The sequence below is a fragment of the Bradyrhizobium sp. SZCCT0231 genome, from assembly GCF_018130245.1.
In the GTDB taxonomy this organism is placed as follows: Bacteria; Pseudomonadota; Alphaproteobacteria; order Rhizobiales; family Xanthobacteraceae; genus Bradyrhizobium; species Bradyrhizobium japonicum_F.
This window is the reverse complement of record NZ_JAFCKP010000011.1, coordinates 174,323-191,439: the sequence shown is the minus strand read 5'-3', so window position 1 is coordinate 191,439 and position 17,117 is coordinate 174,323. Positions and strand designations below refer to the sequence as shown.

Below are 17,117 nucleotides of genomic sequence, written 5' to 3'. Positions count from 1 at the left end.
ACGGTAAGGGCTACAGCCCCCGGATCATCCCCGCATCGATCAGCAGCCGGTTCAGCCGCCGTGCCTCGGCGCCGTCCTTGCAGCCGTAGAAGATGCCCTTGCAGCGGAGCATGATCGCCTTCTGCTCGGCGAAGGACGGGTCGAGCGGGATGCCGGCAGCTTCCTGGATCACCAGCGGCAGGTAGGGGCCGTCGATCGTGTCCATCACGGCCGCGCTTCTGACGGGTTCGAAGTTGACGGCGTCGATGGCGTAATAGGTCGCGTAGAGGCGCGGATCGTAGGCGTCGAGCTTCTTGCCGATCGCGCCTTCATCGAGCCCGGGCTCGAGCAGGTTCGGCGCAAATTCGGGCTGATGATCGCCATAGCGCACGATCAGGAAAGGCTCGCCGGGAAAGGTCTTCTTCAAGCCGGCAACGAACGTCTTGTACTGCTCGGCGCTCATGGCCTGCCGGCGCAGATATTCGTCGATCGACGGCACATTGCCCGGCGCGCGCCAGTTCGGCAGCAGGTCGGGACGGAAGCGAGTCTCCCAGGGGAAATGATTGGCTCCGAGATAGATGAAGGTGAACAGCGGCCTGTTCGGCGGCTGCTGCCCCATCAGCTGAAGCGCCTTGCCGTAGAAGAAGCTGTCGGGCTCCACATCCTTGGCGCCGAGATCCCTGGAGTCGAGGAAGCGCTCGATGCCGGTCGTCATCTGGAAGCTGCGCGCGCCCATGAAGCCGCCATGGGCGGGATAGAGCGACAGCGTGTCGTAGCCGCAGCGGCGCAGCGCCAGCGGCAGGCCACGCTCGACGCGGCTCGAGGCGATGCGCGTCACGAAATAGGCGAAGCGACCGAACGAGCGCGAGGAGAGCCCTGCGAGCACGTTGTATTCGGTGAACCAGCTCGGCCCGCCATTGCTCTCGGCGAGGAAGGTGCGCTGCTTGCCGTCCCACGATTTGAAATGATCGCCATAGCGCGGCGGCACCTTGATGCCCTGTGCGGCGCGGATATCGAAGCTGGATTCATCATGGATCATGATGATGTTCGGCCGGCGGCCCGCAGGGTGGCAGGCATCGACGAGAGGCATGTTGAGCCGCTCGTTGGTCGCCGCGGCCGATTCCATGAAGCCGTATTGCGCGAAGTCGGAGACGGCGGTGACGCCCGAGCGGAAGAACTTCGAAAGATAGCCGTCGTCGTAATAGCCGCGCCAGGCCTCGTCCGGATGATAGAGCGAATAGCCGACCAGGGCGGCAAGGCAGGCGAGCTTGCAGGCGAGCGCCGGCAGGCGGCGGATGCGGAACGGATCGAGCCACCATAGCGCGTACATCAGCGGCAGCGTGACGAGGCCGGCCAGAATCACCGACCAGCGCAGATTCGGAAAGATCGTGAACAGGAACGCGACGGTGTCGCGGTCGATCATCATCAGGTCGATGAAGTTGACCGTCATCTGCACGACATCGTGCTTCAGCCGCGACAGCAGCATCAGCACGACGACCATGGTCAGCGACAGCGCGCCTGACAGCGCCGGCCGCCGCAGCAGCGTGATCCAGAAGAAGTTGAGGATGCCCCAGGCCAGTGCGAAGGACAGGCGCGAGCCGAAATCGATCTCGGTCTCGTACATCAGGGCGAGCGCTGCCAGATGCGGCGCCGCAACGGCGAGCAGCCGCCAGATGCCGAGCGCGGCGACGCTCGCCAATACGGCGGTGGTGGCAGAAGGACCTGGATTGGGCGCGGACGCCATCGACGACACGCAACTCTGGTCCGGCGCGGTGATGCCAAGCCGTCTGGCCTGAAAACGGCCAGGGCGTCCGGGGCAGCCGGAAGCCTGCACCGTGTCATAAAACTGTAACGGAACGGTCAAGGACAGGCAACGCGCGGTGCGGTCCAACCTTCGCTTATTGTGAGTGGGCTGCGCCGCAAGGCATCGACCGGAGCCGCTCGCCCGCTAGGGCTTTGCGATCCCCGCGATGAACAGGTCGAGCACCCCTTCCGCCATCCGCTCGATCTCACCCTCCTCGACGCCCCAGCGCGGAAGGTGGCCGTCGAGATTCATCCGGGCGAAACCGTAGACCAGGGCGCGGCCGGCGATCTGGATGCGCTTGAGGTCGGCCGACCGCAGCAGGCCTTGCTCTGCCGCATCAACCAGCATCTGCTCCGTCAGCGCGATCAGCTCGGCATTGTCTCGTGTCAGCTCCGGCGAGCCGCCATGGGCGAAATAGCGCCCCGTCGAGATGATCTCGAAATGCGCGGGGTTGCGCAGGGCCCAGCGGAGATAGGCCAGGCCGAAGGCACGGAAGCGGGCGAGCGGGCCAGCGGCCGGAGACTCGCCTAGCGCCGCCTCGATCTCGGCACGAAAACGTCGCTGCGCCTCCTCTGCCACGGCCGCCATCAGGGCATCGCGGTTGGGGAAGTGCCGGAATGGCGCTCCCGGCGACACCGCGGCGCGGCGGGCGGCCTCACGGACAGAAACTTCGGCCCCCTCCGCCGCAAGTTGCAGCGCAGCGTCGATCAACACGCGGCGGAGGTCGCCGTGATGATACGGCCGGGCTTCGGCTGCGGGGCGACGGGTGCGCGGCTTGGACGGCTGGCGGACAGGCATGGAGCTTTCTAGCCTCACCCGAACGTGAATGTAAGCGATGATTACACCATTGACGATCGCGCCTGCCCCTAATGTAATCGATGATTACATAGAAGGGGGATCGCCCATGTCACAACGTCAAAGCTGGTTCGAAGGCTGGCGGCTGCTTGCCGCCCTCTGCCTGAGCCTGGTCGCGCTGAGCCTATGGATCGCCTCGATGCGGCAGTTCGAGGTCGAGGGTGTCCGCATGGTGATCCGCTTCACGGCGCGAAGCTCGCTCCTGTTGTTCTGCCTGGCCTTCAGCGCCGCGGCGCCGGCGCGGCTCTGGCCCAATGCCTGGACGCGCTGGCAGAAGCGCAACCGCCGCTATCTCGGCTTGAGCTTCGCGGTCTCCCACGCCATCCACGCGGTGGCGATCGTCACGTTTGCCAGGATGGATCCGGCCGGATTTGCCGAGGCGACCTCGGCGGCCTCCTACATCTTCGGCGGCATCGGCTATGGCTTCATCATTGCCATGAGCGCGACGTCGTTCGACCGCGCCGCCGCGCTGATCGGACCGCGCGCCTGGCGGGCGCTGCACCTTGTGGGCGGCTATTACCTCTGGCTCCAGTTCATGGTGTCGTTCGGCAAGCGTGTGCCGGCGATGCCGCTCTATGCCGCGTTCCTCCTTCCGCTCCTGATCGTGATGGCGCTGCGTATCATCGCGATGGCCCGCCACCCGCGTGGGCAGACCGTCCCGGCGGGCTGATGCGACGCCGTACTTGGCAGGAGCCGAGTCGCTCAACTGCTTCAGGTCGCGGAAAGAATGAGAGAGCAATGTCTCGCCGAGATGAAAAGAGCGAGACCGCGGTTTGCGATCTCGCTCGACCATAGTCGCCAAGGTCTAAGATTTGGCTTGGCGAGCGAAGCTTGAATTTCGCTCGTCATTCCGGGGCGCGCGTTAAGCGCGAACTCAGGTGCGCAATTGCGCACCCGAGAATCTCGATCAACAACCTCTGGATTCCGGGTTGCGCTTCGCGCCCCCGGAATGACGGCGCAGACGTCAGTTCTTGCTCTTGTCGACCAGCGCGCCCTTCTTGATCCAGGGCATCATGTCGCGGAGTTTCGCGCCGACTTCCTCGATCGGGTGCGCGGCGAGCTTGGCACGGGTCGCCTTGAACGAGGTCTGGTTGACCTTGTTCTCGAGCATCCAGTCGCGGGCGAACTTGCCGCCCTGGATGTCGGCCAGAACCTTGCGCATCTCCTTCTTGGTCTCGTCGGTGATGATGCGCGGACCGGTGACGTACTCGCCGTACTCGGCGGTGTTGGAGATCGAGTAGTTCATGTTGGCGATGCCGCCTTCATAGATCAGGTCGACGATCAGCTTCACTTCGTGCAGGCACTCGAAATAGGCCATCTCCGGCGCGTAGCCGGCTTCGACCAGGGTCTCGTAGCCGCCCTTGATCAGCTCGACCAGGCCGCCGCAGAGCACCACCTGCTCGCCGAACAGGTCGGTCTCGCACTCTTCCTTGAAGGTGGTCTCGATGATGCCGGCACGGCCGCCGCCGATGGCGGAGGCGTAGGACAGGCCGAGGTCATGGGCGTTGCCCGAGACGTCCTTGGCGATCGCGATCAGGCAGGGCACGCCGCCGCCGCGCTGATACTCCGAGCGCACGGTGTGGCCGGGGCCCTTCGGCGCGATCATCAGCACGTCGAGGTCGGCGCGCGGATCGAGCAGGTTGAAGTGGACGTTGAGGCCGTGCGCGAACACGAGGGCGGCGCCCTTCTTCATGTTGTCGTGCAGGTGCTCGCGATAGATGTCGCCCTGGAGCTCGTCCGGGGTCAGCATCATGACGAGGTCGGCCCATTTGGCGGCTTCGGCGACTTCCAGCACCTTGAAGCCGGCAGCTTCCGCCTTCTTGGCCGAGGCCGAACCCTTGCGCAGCGCAATGGCGACTTCCTTGACGCCGGAATCCTTCAGGTTGAGCGCATGGGCGTGGCCCTGGCTGCCGTAGCCGACGATGGCGACCTTCTTGCCCTTGATCAGGTTCAGGTCGGCGTCGCGATCGTAATAAACACGCATAGTCGTTTCCTCGTTCAGGGCCGAAAATCGGCCAATGGTCAGTGTCCGAAGGGTGAAATTTGCGGATTTCGGGGGCTGTCTAGAGCATTTTCAGCCCTGAGGGAAACCCGTTTCTGCATGGAAATCCGCGACATCATGCATCCATGAAAACGGGGTAGAGGGAAGCGAGCAGCAGGATCGCCATCAGAATGTTGAAGGCGCGCACCAGCCGCTCGGAGGTCAGCACCGGCCGTAGTGCAGTGCCGAACAGGGCCCAGACCACGGTCGAGACCGTGCCGACGATGAGGCTGATCACGGTCTGGATAGCGATGTTGAGCGGGAATTGGGCGATCGCAGCATAGGCGGTGATGGTACCGATCACGATCACCCAGCCCTTGGCATTGATCCACTGGAACATGGCCGCGCCCCAGAAGGTCATCGGGCCGCGGGCCTTCTCCTCGCCCGGCTGGGCCGGACCGGACATGGCGATCACGGCGGCCAGGTAAATCAGGTAGGCGGCGCCGGCATATTTCAAGACGGTCTGAAGGATCGGATAGGCCAGGAACACGGTGCCAAGCCCGAGGCCGACCGCAGCAACCATGAAGGCAAAGCCGATGACGATGCCGACGATGTGCGGGATGGTGCGGCGGAAGCCGTAGGTCAGGCCCGAGGACAACAGCATGATGTTGTTCGGCCCGGGCGTGAAGTACATCACGACCATGAAGGCGAGGAAGGCATAGAATAGCGAGTAGGTCATATCCACCTCACGCAGTCTTCGACAGAACTTGCGGGCGCTTCGCCAGCACCATCACGGCGATACCGCCGATCACGGTCAGCATGCCGGCAAGGCGAAGCGGTCCGAACCGCTCGCCGAACACGATGCTGGAGGCGGCCGAGCCGACGAACGGCACCAGCAGTGCGAACGGCACCACCTGGGCTACGGGATAGTCACGCAAGAGGCGGCCCCACAGCCAATAGGCGACGCTGGTGGAGACGCCGCCGAGCATCAGCATGCAGAGCGCCGATGCGAGCGACATGTGCGTCAGCGACGTCCAGGTCGGCGCCGGCCCGTTGGCGATCAGCGCCAGCACAAACAGCGGCACGGCCGAGGCGAAGCACAGCCAGGCGAACAGGTCGAACATCGGCACGCCGCGGGCGCCGCGCAGCAGAAGATTGCCGACGGCAAAGCTGACCGGTGAGATCATCAGCACCGCAAAGGCGGCAACGCTGAAATCATAGCCGACGGTGCCGCAGATCATCAAAAGGCCGGCCGCGGCGATAACGGTGCCCAGAGTCTGCATCGGCGTCGGCCGCTCGCCGAACGCAAGCGCGGCGAAGCCGATCGTGAACAGCGCCTGGCTCTGCACGACGACGCTGGTCAGGCCCACCGGCACCCCGTGGGCGATGCCGTAGGCTTGCGACAGGAACTGACCAAGGAACAACGTGAAGCTGATCGCGATCAGCAGCGACCAGGCGATCTTCGGCTTGGGAATGAACAGGCACGGCACCGCGGCGACCGTAAAGCGCAACGCCGTCATCAGTTCCGGCGAAAGCTCGTCGAGCGCGATCCGGCTCGCCACGAAGGCAAGCCCCCAGATGATCGCCACCATGACGGCGATGAGGATGTCGGCCGGCTTCATTGTTGTTTCCGGTCCTGCCCTGTCAGGCAGCCCTGTTGTTGTTCAGCCTTGCTCGCCGGCTTTCGGTTTCCGCAGCAGATAGGTGCCGTGCATCGGTGCGTGGTAGTCGGCCGAGACCAGCGTGAAGCCGACGTCGGTCAGCATCCGCTCCATCACCCAGCCGAAGGTGGAATATTCGTCGCGCATATGCGTCACCACGCCCTCGCGCGAGAAATCGTGGTTCTTGATCTGGAAGTCGGCCCATTGCTCGACGTCGCGCTCGATGGCGTCAGGCATCGACACATAGACGATGTCGCGCAAGTAAAAGCTCGCACCCGGCTTCAGGGCGCGATAGATCCGCGACATCGCCACCGCCTTCCAGAAATCGGGCAGATGGTGCAGCGTGAACTCGCTGACGATCAGGTCGTAGGATTCCGGCCGGTAGGCGAAGCTGAGCAGGCCGGCGGACTCGGTGCGAACCGGCGCCTTGCGGTCACGGGCGTAGATCTCGGCGAGCGCCAGCATCGCGGGCGAGATGTCGATGGCGTCGGCCTCGGCGCCCATCAGCGCCGCTTCGGTGGCGAGCACGCCGTTGCCGCAGCCGATGTCGGCGATGCGCCAGCCGCGCTGGACCCCGAGCATTTTCAGCGCGGCGCGCGCCCGCAGATCGGCATCGTCATGATTGTCGTAGATCGACGCCACCGCGGGCTCGATCCCCATCCGGTTCCGCTCGTTGTAGTACCAGTCGCGCGCCAGCATGGTTCACATTCCTTCAGGCCCGCGACCGATCGCGGCAACACCCGTGCGCGACACCTCGACAAGGCCGAGCGGGCGCATCAGATCGATATATTGATTGATCTTGTCCGTATTGCCTGTGATCTCGAACACAAAGCTCTCGGTGGTGGCGTCGATCACGCGGGCGCGGAACGCGTCCGCCAGCCTCAGCGCCTCGACCCGATGCTCGCCCTGCCCGCGCACCTTCACCATCGCCAGCTCGCGCTCGATCGAGCGCTTGGTCTGGGTCATGTCGACGACGCGGTAGACCGGGATCATGCGGTCGAGCTGGTGCTTGATCTGCTCGATCACCATCGGCGTGCCTGTCGTGACGATGGTGATGCGCGACAGATGCTTCTGGGCCTCGGTCTCCGAGACCGTGAGGCTCTCGATGTTGTAGCCGCGCCCCGAGAACAGGCCGATGACGCGCGCGAGCACGCCCGGCTCGTTCTGCACGAGCACCGCGAGCGTGTGCGTCTCGTTGGGATCGTGACGGTCCTCGATGAAATAGGCGGATGCGGGCTGGTTCATTGTCGTCCCCTCTATTCTTTGTTGTCATGCCCCGCGAAGGGGCATCCAGTAGTCACCGGCGTCGAGATTCCCACCAGGGCCGCGGCGTGCTGGATCGTCCGGTCCCGTCTACGCCAAGGCTTCGACGGGGTTTGCGGATTCAGGCGCGCCGAAGCTTTAGCGGAGGCGGCAAGCCGGACGATGACAGCGGTGTATTTGGCGGGCGCTCGCGCAATCATGCGACCACCCATCGCTTGAACAGATCGAAATCGATGTTGCCTCCGGACAGCACGAGACCGACGCGCTTGCCCTTCAGCTTGCTCTTTTCTTGCAGAGCCGCGGCGAGCGCGGCGGCGCCGGCGCCTTCGGCGAGGTTGTGCGTATCGGTCCAGTAGGCGCGGATCGCGGCCGCGACCTCGTGGTCGGTGACCTCCACGATGCGCGAGGCGCCCTTGCGGATCAGCGCGAACGCATCCGCGTCCGGAATGCGCGTCGCCATGCCGTCGGCGCGCGTGTTGCTGGTTTCGGTCGTCACGATCTTGCCGGCGGCGAACGACAGCGCGTAGGACGGCGCTTCCGTCGACTGCACGCCGACGATCTCGGTCTTCAGGCCGAGCAGGTCGCGCGCCATGATGCAGCCGCAGATGCCGGAGCCCTGCCCGATCGGCACGTAGAGGACGTCGAGATCGGGCGCCGACCTGAACAACTCGAGCGCATAGGTGGCGACGCCGAGCACGAGATCGGGATGGAACGACGGCACCATGTGCAGGCCGGTAAATTGGGCGCGCCGCCGGGCCTCTTCGGCTGCCGCCTGAAAGTCCTCGCCATGCTCGACCAGCTCGGCGCCGAAGGCCTTCATCGCGCGGTTCTTCTCGACCGAGTTGCCGCGCGGCACATAGATCACCGCCGGCACGCCGTGGCGTCCCGCGGCAAAGGCCAGGCTCTGACCGTGGTTGCCGCGCGTCGCCGAGATGATGCCTGATGTGCTCGGCCGCTCGCGCTTCAGCCGTTCGAGATAGACGAGCCCGCCGCGCACCTTGAAGGCGCCGATCGGGGTGTGGTTCTCGTGCTTGACTACGACCTCGGTGCCGAGACGCTCGGCGAGCAGCGGCCAGGCATGCGCCGGTGTTGCCGGCACCGCCTGCCCCACGATCGCATGTGCGCGCTCGAGCTCCTTCAGGTCGAACATTGTGGTCCTTCCATCGACCATCTCATGCAGCTGTCATCCCCGCCACCGGGTCTCGCCTTCGGCGAGCCCCATGACAGGCTCCGGCGGGGATCCAGTATTCCAGAGCCCCCTGAGATTGATCGAGAGGCCGCGGCGTACTGGATCGCCCGGTCAAGCCGGGCGATGACAGCGGAGTTTGTGACCATCGCGCTCACACCAGCGCCTTGCCGGCGGCGAACGCCTTGGCGGTGGCTTCGTCGTTGGCCTGCTCCGGCAGCAGCATCTCGTTGTGCGCCTTGCCGGAGGGGATCATCGGGAAGCAGTTTTCGAGCGCCGCGACGCGGCAGTCGAACAGCACCGGACGCTTGACCGAGATCATTTCCTTGATGGCGCCCTCGAGATCCGCAGGCTTGTACACCTGGAGACCGACGGCGCCATAGGCTTCCGCGAGCTTGACGAAGTCCGGCAGCGCCTCCGAGTAGGAATGCGACAAGCGGTTGCCGTGCAGCAGCTGCTGCCACTGCCGCACCATGCCCATGTACTGGTTGTTCAGGATGAAGATCTTGATCGGCAGCTCGTACTGCACGGCCGTCGACATCTCCTGCATCGTCATCTGCACCGAGGCATCGCCCGCAATGTCGATGACGAGGCTATCGGGATGGGCAACCTGCACGCCGACCGCGGCCGGCAGCCCATAACCCATGGTGCCGAGACCACCCGACGTCATCCAGCGATGCGGCTCCTCGAAGCCGTAGAACTGCGCCGCCCACATCTGATGCTGGCCGACCTCGGTCGTGATGTACGTATCCTTGCCGCGCGTCGCCTCGAACAGGCTCTGGATCGCGTGCTGCGGCAGGATGACGTCGTCGCTCTTCTTGTAGTAGAGCGAGTTGCGGGCGCGCCATTGCGCGATCTGCTGCCACCACGACTTGACGTCGGGCTTCTTCGCCTCCGCCTTGAACACCTGGAGGATGTCGCCGAGGATGTTGCCGCAATCGCCGATGATCGGCACGTCGACCCGGATGTTCTTGTTGATCGAGGACGGATCGATGTCGATGTGGATCTTCTTCGAGCCCGGGGAGAACGCATCGACGCGGCCGGTGATACGGTCGTCGAAGCGCGCGCCGACGCACAGCATGACGTCGCAATCATGCATGGTCATGTTGGCCTCGTAGGTGCCGTGCATGCCGAGCATGCCGAGCCAGTTCTTGCCAGACGCCGGATAAGCGCCGAGGCCCATCAGCGTCGAGGTGATCGGGAATCCGGTGACCTCGACCAGTTCGCGCAGCAGCTTGGTTGCCTCGGGGCCGGAATTGATCACGCCGCCGCCGCTGTAGATCACGGGGCGCTTGGCGTTCGCGAGCAGCGAGACGGCCTTGCGGATCTGCGTCGCATCGCCCTTCACGCGCGGCGCGTAGGACCGGTGCACGTCGGACTTGCGCGGCGGATGATAGGTGCCGGTCGCGAACTGCACGTCCTTGGGAACGTCGACCAGCACCGGCCCGGGACGGCCGGAGGTTGCGACGTAGAAGGCTTCGTGCAGCACCTTGGCGAGATCGTTGACGTCGCGCACCAGCCAATTGTGCTTGGTGCAGGGACGCGTGATGCCGACGGTGTCGCATTCCTGGAAGGCGTCGTTGCCGATCAGATGCGTCGGCACCTGGCCGGAGATGCAGACCAGCGGAATGGAGTCCATCAGCGCATCGGTGAGCGGCGTCACCATGTTGGTGGCGCCGGGGCCGGAGGTCACCAGCGCAACGCCGGGCTTGCCGGTCGAACGCGCATAACCCTCGGCGGCGTGGCCCGCGCCCTGCTCGTGGCGGACCAGGATGTGCTGGACCTCGCTCTGCTGGAAGATCTCGTCGTAGATCGGAAGCACGGCGCCGCCGGGATAGCCGAAAATGTCGGTCACGCCGTGATCGATGAGCGCGCGGACGATCATCGCGGCGCCGGTCATCTGGTTCGGATCGTGGCTCTTGTCGCTCATTGGCTTGCTCCGGATGCGCTGTTGCCAGCGGCTTCATTCGTGTCGGGTTCGGGAAATAAAAAAGGCCCCGAAGAGGGCCCATGCACACCGCCTGTCTTGTGGATGGCAGCTAGCCATCCCCGGCGGTGTGCCTGGGTACGACGGCGATAAGGAGTTTGGTAATAATGTTACGCATGGCAGGCGCTCGGCTTCCCAAAGGTTGCGCGAAACATAGCGGCCAAAGCCCGGATGTCAAGGCAATGCGGCCGCTTCCGCGCGATTTTGGCAGTGTAGCGGTGTTCCCGGGGTTCGGCGAGGGGTAAATTCCCGGAACCGCGCACAAAAGCGCGTCAACCCGGGTCCGCCGCATTCACGATCGCCGCGAGCCATCCCCTCGCCGCATCCGGCTTCACCCATTCGAACTCTGGCAATTGGTGCCGGAACCAGGTGAATTGCCGCTTGGCGTAATGGCGGGTGTCGGCGCACCCAATGCTGGCGGCCTCCTCCAGGCTGAACTCGCCGCGCAGATGGCGGATCAAGGCGGGCACGCCATGGGCTTTCATCGCCGGCAGCAGCGGATCGAGGTATCTGGCGGCGAGCCGCTCGACTTCCCTGAGCGCACCGGCACCCAGCATGGCATCGAAGCGGGCATCGATGCGGGCATACAGCTCGTCGCGTTCGGGGGCGAGAAACACCGCGCGAAAACTGTCCTTCGGCAGCAGCGGTGGCTGCCCCTCCCGGTGCCAGTCGAGCAGCGAACGCCCGGTTGCCTCGATCACCTCGAGCGCGCGCGCAATCCGGGTGCGGTCGCGCAGGTTCAATCGCTCGGCCGCGCGCGGATCGCGGCGCGCGAGTTCCGCGTGCAGCGCCTCGACGCCGTTCCGTTCCAGCCGCGCGCGCACATCGTCGCGCACCTCGGCAGGAATCGGCGGCACCACGGAGAGGCCGGCCGTCAGCGCCTTGAAATAAAGCCCGGTGCCGCCGATGAAGATCGGCAGACGGCCCTGGGTCCTTGCTTCATCGAGCGCCTTCGCCGCGTCACTTACCCAGGCTCCAGCCGAGAAGTTCACGGCGGCATCGACATGGCCATAGAGACGATGCGGCACGAGCGCCTCATCCGCCGCTGTCGGCCGCGCCGTGATGATGCGGAGGTCGCGGTAGACCTGCATGGAATCGGCATTGATGACGACACCGTTGGTGGCGAGCGCGAGCTCGAGCGCCAGTGCCGACTTGCCGCTGGCGGTCGGGCCTGCGATAAGCACGGCCTTGCCTGAATGCCCCTCGCTCACGAAAACCTCAAATGTCCCTCGTTGCCACGCTGATCTGCAACCCTGACAATCCCGCGCTCGACTCGACCATCGTCGACGGCGCCCGCGCCGTGCTGCCTCAGGCAGCTCCCGCGCGCTGGCTGTTCGACGGGGTTGCGGTCGACATTCCCTTCGGCGCCGACAGTAACCTCGAAGGCGACCGCCACGCCATCGAGCAGCGGTTGCGCGAGCTCCGCGGCGACCTGCCCATCGACATCGTCGTGCAGCCAGTCGGCTTCCGGCGCAAGAAGCTTTTTCTCGCCGACATGGATTCCACCATGATCGGCCAGGAATGCATCGACGAGCTCGCCGACCTGGTCGGGATGAAGGCCCATGTCGCAGGCATCACCGAACGCGCGATGCGCGGCGAGATCGAGTTCGAGCCGGCGCTGCGCGAGCGCGTCGCGCTGCTGAAGGATCTTCCCGCCAGCGTCGTCGACGAGGTGCTGGACAAGCGCATCACGCTGACGTCCGGCGGCCGTGAGCTGGTCGCGACCATGCGCGCGAACGGCGCCTATACCTGCCTCGTCTCCGGCGGTTTTACCGTGTTCACGAGCGCGGTCGCCGCCAAGATCGGCTTCCAGGAGAACCGCGCCAACGAGCTCGTCGTGCGCGACGGCAAGTTCACCGGCGAGGTGAAGGAGCCGATCCTCGGCCGCGCCGCGAAGCTGGCGACGCTGGTGGATTTGATGGAGTCGTTCGATCTCGACGACATCGACTCGGTCGTGGTCGGCGACGGCGCCAACGATCTCGCGATGATCCAGGCGGCGGGGCTGGGTGTGGCCTATCACGCCAAGCCGGCCGTTGCGGCCGCCGCTGCGGCGCGGATCGATCATGGCGATCTCACCGCGTTGCTCTATGCGCAGGGGTATCGGCGGGACGAGTTCGTGGAGGGGTAAAGCCTCCCCGTCATGCCACGCGAAGGCGGGGCATCCAGTACGCCGCGGCTTCTCCGTATCCCGCACTGGCTCTGGAATACTGGATCACCGCCCCTGTGCGCAATTGCGCACTAGGCGGGTGATGACAGTGAGTGTGGCGCGAACAGCTCCCCTTACTGCACGCTCAGCGCGACGAAGCGCAGCTCGCCCTCGCCGTTCGAGACCAGCAGCAGCACCGATTTCTTGCCGTCCTTCTTGAGCTGATCGACGCGCTTCTGGATGTCGGAGCCGCTCGACACCGCCTCCTGCGCCACCTCGACGATGACATCGCCGGCAGACAGGCGCTTCTCGGCGGCGTCCGAATTGGCGTCGACGTTGGTGACGACCACGCCTTTGACGCTGTCCTTGATCTTGTAGCGCGTGCGCAGATCCTTGCTCAGCGTTGCGAGATCGAGGCCAAGCGCCTTCTGAGTCACCGGCTTCTCGGGCGCCGGCTCGTCGGTCTTCACCGCGGCCTGCACCTTTTCCGGATCCTGCAGGCGGCCGAGCGTGACCTTCTTGGTCTCTTCCTGGCCCTTGCGGATGATGACGACATCGACCTCCTTGCCGACCGCCGTATCGGCGACGACGCGGGACAGGTCCTTCGGGTCCTTGACGTCCTTGCCGTCGAACTTGACGACGACGTCGCCGGGCTCGATGCCGGCGGGCTTGGCCGGGCCCTTGTCGTCGACGCCGGCGACCAGCGCACCGCGCGCGGGCTTGATGTTGAGGCTCTCGGCGATCTCGTCGGTGACGCTCTGGATACGCACGCCAAGCCAGCCGCGGCGCAGCTCGCCGAACTGGCGGAGCTGGTCGACGACGCCCACTACCGTCTTCGACGGCACGGCGAAGCCGATGCCGATGGAGCCGCCGGAGGGCGAGATGATCAGCGTGTTGACGCCGATGACGTCGCCGTCGAGGTTGAACAGCGGACCGCCGGAATTGCCGCGATTAATGGAGGCGTCGGTCTGGATGTAGCTGTCATACGGCCCTGAGGAGATGTCGCGGTTCTTGGCCGAGACGATGCCGGCGGTCACCGTGCCGCCCAGGCTGAAGGGGTTGCCGATCGCGACCACCCAGTCGCCGAGGCGCAGCTTGTCGCTATCGCCGAACTTCACCGCGACCAGCGGCTTCGGCGGCTTGATCTTGAGCACGGCGAGATCGGTCTTCTTGTCGACGCCGACCAGCTCGGCCTTGATCTTGGTTCCGTCGTTGAGGATGACGTGGATCTCGTCGGCATCCGCAATGACGTGGTTGTTGGTGACGACGACGCCTGACGTGTCGATGATGAAGCCGGAACCGAGCGAGTTGGTCTTGCGCGGCGGGTTGTTGTCGCCGCGCTCGCCGCCCTTGCTGCCGCCACCGGGACCCCGGCGGTTCTTGAAGAAGTCGTCGAAGAACTCCTCGAACGGCGAGCCGGGCGGCAGTTGCGGCATGGTGTTGCTGCCGCCGCCCTTGGTCTCGAGCGTCTGCGAGGTCGAGATGTTGACGACCGCGTCGATCACCTTCTCGGCGACGTCGGCGATGCCATCCGGTCCGCGCGCATGGGTCGGCGTGCCGAATGCGCTGAAAGCACCGACGGCGAGCGCGGCCAGCCCAATTCGCACACCAAGTCGCACGCAACGGCGCGAGCGGGACGGGGCAGTGGTGGCAGCGGTCATTGTGATCTCCAGACAAAGGGATTCGGCGCCAGACTGCGCTCGAACGGGGGCACGGCGCAAGCGCGGAGCTTAACGGGCCTCAAGAACCCGATAATAGGGCGAAAACCAGTCTGGCGCCTTCACTTTGGCGTTGGGCTCGATGCCTAAATCGGGCGCCGCATAACCCAGATCAGGACCAGACCGGCCACGGCCGAGCCGATCCCGACCGCCCGCAGGATGTTGTCCGGCGTGGCGATGGCGCTCTTCATCGCTTTGCGCATCCAGTTGGGACTGGCCGCGAACATCAAGCCTTCCAGCACGAACAGGATGCCCAGGCCGATGAGGAAGTCGGCGAACGCAATGGACCTCATCGGAATGGAACCTCCCGGTACACTGTTCTTGTCTGGACAAAGGGCGGCCAGACCGGCCGCCCTTGTCTGGCTTACGGCTTCGCCGGCGTCTCGGTCGCCATCTTGCCGGACGGATTACTGAAGTACCGGAAGAAATCCGAGTCCGGCCGCAGCAGGAAGCGGGTGTCGTTCGAACGCAGCCCGTTCTCATAGGCCGTCATCGACCGGTAGAAGGCGAAGAAGTCGGCGTCCTTGCTGTACGCTTCCGCAAACAGGCGGTTGCGCTCGGCATCGCCTGCACCGCGGGTCTGCTCGGCCTGCGAATTGGCCTCTGCGACGATGACGGTGGCCTCGCGGTCGGCCTTGGACTTGATCTCCTGCGCCTTCTGTCCACCCTGTGCACGGAACTCGGCGGCCTCGCGCTCACGCTCGGTCTTCATGCGCAGATAGACCGCCTGGCTGTTCTGCTCCGGCAGGTCGGCACGGCGGATCCGGACGTCGACGACCTCGATGCCGTAGCCGTCCGCCTCGCGATCCAGCTGGTCGCGGATGCGCAGCATCAGCTTCTCGCGGTCGTCGCGCACCACGTTGATGAAGGTGACCTCGCCGAGCACGCGGCGCAGCGCCGCGTTCAGGAGCGTGGTGAGCTGGATGTTGGCAGCCTGGATCGAGCCGATGCTTTGATAGAAGCGCAGCGCATCCTTGATGCGGTAGCGTGCGAAGGCGTCGACGACGAGCCGCTTCTGGTCGGACGCGATCGCTTCCTGCGACGGATTCTCCAGGTCGAGGATCCGCTTGTCGATGTTGATCACCGAATTCCACGGCGCCTTGAAATGCAGGCCGGGCGCGGTGACGACGTCGACGGGCCGGCCGAACTGGAGCACGATGGTCTGCTCGGTCTGCTGTACCGTGAACAGCGACATGTAGCCGACGATCAGGACCAGGAGCAGCCCGAGCAGCGTGACGAAACCTGTAACCGGAGACCTCATCGGCTGCCTCCGCTCGACTGCGGACCGGTGGTAGGCGGCCGCTTGGTCGTCAGTTCGGGAAGCGGCAGATAGGGCACGATGCCCTGCCCCGAGGCGCCGCCGTCATAGACGAGCTTGTCGGCGCCGCCGAGGACGCGCTCCATCGTCTCAAGATAGATCCGTTCACGCGTCACGTCGGGCGCCTTCTTGTATTCCTCGTAAACTTTCAGAAAGCGCGCGCTCTGGCCCTTGGCCTCGGCGACCGCCTGCTCCTTGTAGCCTTCGGCGGCCTGAAGGATCTGCGCTGCACGTCCGCGCGCTTGCGGCACCACCTGGTTGGCGTAGGTCTGCGCTTCGTTCTGCAGCTGCTCGAGATTGGCGCGCGCCGCCTGCACGTCGCGGAAGGCGTCGATCACCTGCGCCGGCGGATCCACCTTCTGCATCTGCACCTGGCTGATTTGAATGCCCGCGCCGTAGCTGTCCAGGGTCCTCTGGATCAGTTCATGCACGTTCTGCTCGGTGACGTTCCGCGCGCCGGTCAGGATCGGCTGGATCTGCGAGCGGCCGATCACCTCGCGCATCGCGCTCTCGGCGACCGCCTTCACGGTGCCTTCGGGATTCTGGATGTTGAAGAGGAAATCGCCGACGCCGTCCGGCTTGATGCGCCAGAGCACGGTGAAGTCGACGTCGACGATGTTCTCGTCGCCGGTCAGCATCAGGCTCTCTTCCGGCACGTCACGAACTGAGCGGCCGCGCCGCGCCGGATCGTCGATCAGCGTCATGCCGATGGAGATGGTGTTGACGCGCAGCGCCTTGGGCAGCAGCACTGTCTCGATCGGATAAGGCAGATGGTAGTTCAGGCCCGGCTGCACGGTGCGGACATGCTTGCCGAAGCGCAGCACGACGCCGAGCTCTTCGGACTGCACGCGGAAGAAGCCCGACAGCAGCCAGAATGCAACGATCAGCAGGATGATCAGCGTGATGCCGACACCGGAGAAATAGCCGCCCGGCATGATCTGCTGGAGGCGGTCCTGGCCGCGCCGCAGAAGGTCCTCCAGATCCGGCGGCCTCGGCCCGACCGGTTGCGGACCTGAGCCCCATGGTCCCTTTGGACCCGAGCCCCACGGGCCACCGCCCTGATTCTTCCACGGCATTCGACGCTCTCCTCGGCAGGGTGGAATTGCCCCCCGCCCGCTTTGTCCGGTCCGGCTTTATAGGGGACAGGCAGGTCCCTTACAACGCAGCCTGGGTCGTCTTCCGAGCTATGCTCGGGCACGAAAAAGTCAATGTAAACATT

The 17,117-nt window shown here is 65.0% G+C and carries 16 protein-coding genes; 2 read left to right on the top strand and 14 right to left on the bottom strand.

From position 1 onward, the window contains the following. Positions 1–10: 10 nt before the first annotated feature. Complete coding sequence (locus JQ566_RS23800; protein ID WP_212376362.1) at positions 11–1,723, bottom strand: sulfatase-like hydrolase/transferase; 1,713 nt, start codon at positions 1,721–1,723, stop codon at positions 11–13. A gap of 204 nt (positions 1,724–1,927) precedes the next feature. Next, entirely contained in the window at positions 1,928–2,581 is a 654-nt protein-coding gene (locus JQ566_RS23795) for a TetR/AcrR family transcriptional regulator (protein WP_249139759.1), read from the bottom strand. A 106-nt stretch (positions 2,582–2,687) separates the two neighbouring features. Between JQ566_RS23795 and JQ566_RS23790 the strand changes: the two genes are divergently transcribed. Then, complete coding sequence (locus JQ566_RS23790; protein ID WP_212376356.1) at positions 2,688–3,308, top strand: hypothetical protein; 621 nt, start codon at positions 2,688–2,690, stop codon at positions 3,306–3,308. 294 nt (positions 3,309–3,602) lie between these two features. Here the strand turns inward: JQ566_RS23790 and ilvC are convergent, their stop codons facing one another. The 8 genes from ilvC to miaA all read right to left on the bottom strand — a co-directional run bounded on the left by ilvC (position 3,603) and on the right by miaA (position 11,927). Beyond that, positions 3,603–4,622, bottom strand: a complete 1,020-nt coding sequence (gene ilvC, locus JQ566_RS23785) for a ketol-acid reductoisomerase (protein ID WP_027577255.1) — start codon at positions 4,620–4,622, stop codon at positions 3,603–3,605. Between the two features lie 133 nt (positions 4,623–4,755). Beyond that, positions 4,756–5,358, bottom strand: coding sequence for a LysE family translocator (locus JQ566_RS23780; protein ID WP_212376353.1), 603 nt, complete (start codon positions 5,356–5,358; stop codon positions 4,756–4,758). Positions 5,359–5,365: 7 nt separating this feature from the next. Further along, entirely contained in the window at positions 5,366–6,241 is an 876-nt protein-coding gene (locus JQ566_RS23775) for an EamA family transporter (protein WP_212376350.1), read from the bottom strand. A 42-nt stretch (positions 6,242–6,283) separates the two neighbouring features. Continuing rightward, positions 6,284–6,979: a class I SAM-dependent methyltransferase gene (locus tag JQ566_RS23770; RefSeq protein WP_212376348.1), complete on the bottom strand. Its 696-nt coding sequence runs from the start codon at positions 6,977–6,979 to the stop codon at positions 6,284–6,286. A 3-nt stretch (positions 6,980–6,982) separates the two neighbouring features. Further along, the gene (gene ilvN, locus JQ566_RS23765; RefSeq protein WP_130216172.1) at positions 6,983–7,525 is read right to left on the bottom strand and encodes an acetolactate synthase small subunit; all 543 of its coding nucleotides are present in this window, start codon (positions 7,523–7,525) and stop codon (positions 6,983–6,985) included. Positions 7,526–7,739: 214 nt separating this feature from the next. Further along, positions 7,740–8,693 carry a threonine dehydratase gene (locus JQ566_RS23760; protein WP_212376345.1) on the bottom strand — a complete coding sequence of 318 codons (954 nt, stop codon included), beginning with the start codon at positions 8,691–8,693 and terminating at the stop codon, positions 7,740–7,742. Positions 8,694–8,883: 190 nt separating this feature from the next. After that, the gene (locus tag JQ566_RS23755) at positions 8,884–10,659 is read right to left on the bottom strand and encodes an acetolactate synthase 3 large subunit (protein ID WP_212376341.1); all 1,776 of its coding nucleotides are present in this window, start codon (positions 10,657–10,659) and stop codon (positions 8,884–8,886) included. Between the two features lie 329 nt (positions 10,660–10,988). Further along, positions 10,989–11,927 (bottom strand): tRNA (adenosine(37)-N6)-dimethylallyltransferase MiaA, encoded by a 939-nt coding sequence (miaA, locus tag JQ566_RS23750; protein WP_212376338.1) that lies wholly within the window; start codon positions 11,925–11,927, stop codon positions 10,989–10,991. A gap of 11 nt (positions 11,928–11,938) precedes the next feature. Here miaA and serB point away from each other — a divergent pair, with 11 nt between their 5' ends. Further along, the gene (gene serB / locus JQ566_RS23745; RefSeq protein ID WP_212376335.1) at positions 11,939–12,844 is read left to right on the top strand and encodes a phosphoserine phosphatase SerB; all 906 of its coding nucleotides are present in this window, start codon (positions 11,939–11,941) and stop codon (positions 12,842–12,844) included. Positions 12,845–12,996: 152 nt separating this feature from the next. On the opposite strand, the gene JQ566_RS23740 is transcribed toward serB, so the two are convergent. From JQ566_RS23740 to hflK, 4 genes are all read right to left on the bottom strand, one after another. Beyond that, positions 12,997–14,523 carry a Do family serine endopeptidase gene (locus JQ566_RS23740; RefSeq protein ID WP_212376332.1) on the bottom strand — a complete coding sequence of 509 codons (1,527 nt, stop codon included), beginning with the start codon at positions 14,521–14,523 and terminating at the stop codon, positions 12,997–12,999. A gap of 143 nt (positions 14,524–14,666) precedes the next feature. Then, positions 14,667–14,873, bottom strand: a complete 207-nt coding sequence (locus tag JQ566_RS23735; RefSeq protein ID WP_025038031.1) for a DUF2065 domain-containing protein — start codon at positions 14,871–14,873, stop codon at positions 14,667–14,669. Between the two features lie 71 nt (positions 14,874–14,944). Beyond that, positions 14,945–15,841, bottom strand: coding sequence for a protease modulator HflC (gene hflC, locus JQ566_RS23730; RefSeq protein WP_212376328.1), 897 nt, complete (start codon positions 15,839–15,841; stop codon positions 14,945–14,947). Continuing rightward, on the bottom strand, positions 15,838–16,974 hold the full coding sequence (gene hflK / locus JQ566_RS23725) for an FtsH protease activity modulator HflK (RefSeq protein ID WP_212376320.1): 1,137 nt from the start codon (positions 16,972–16,974) through the stop codon (positions 15,838–15,840). The genes hflC and hflK overlap by 4 nt, the downstream gene beginning before the upstream one ends. Between the last annotated feature and the right edge of the window lie 143 nt (positions 16,975–17,117).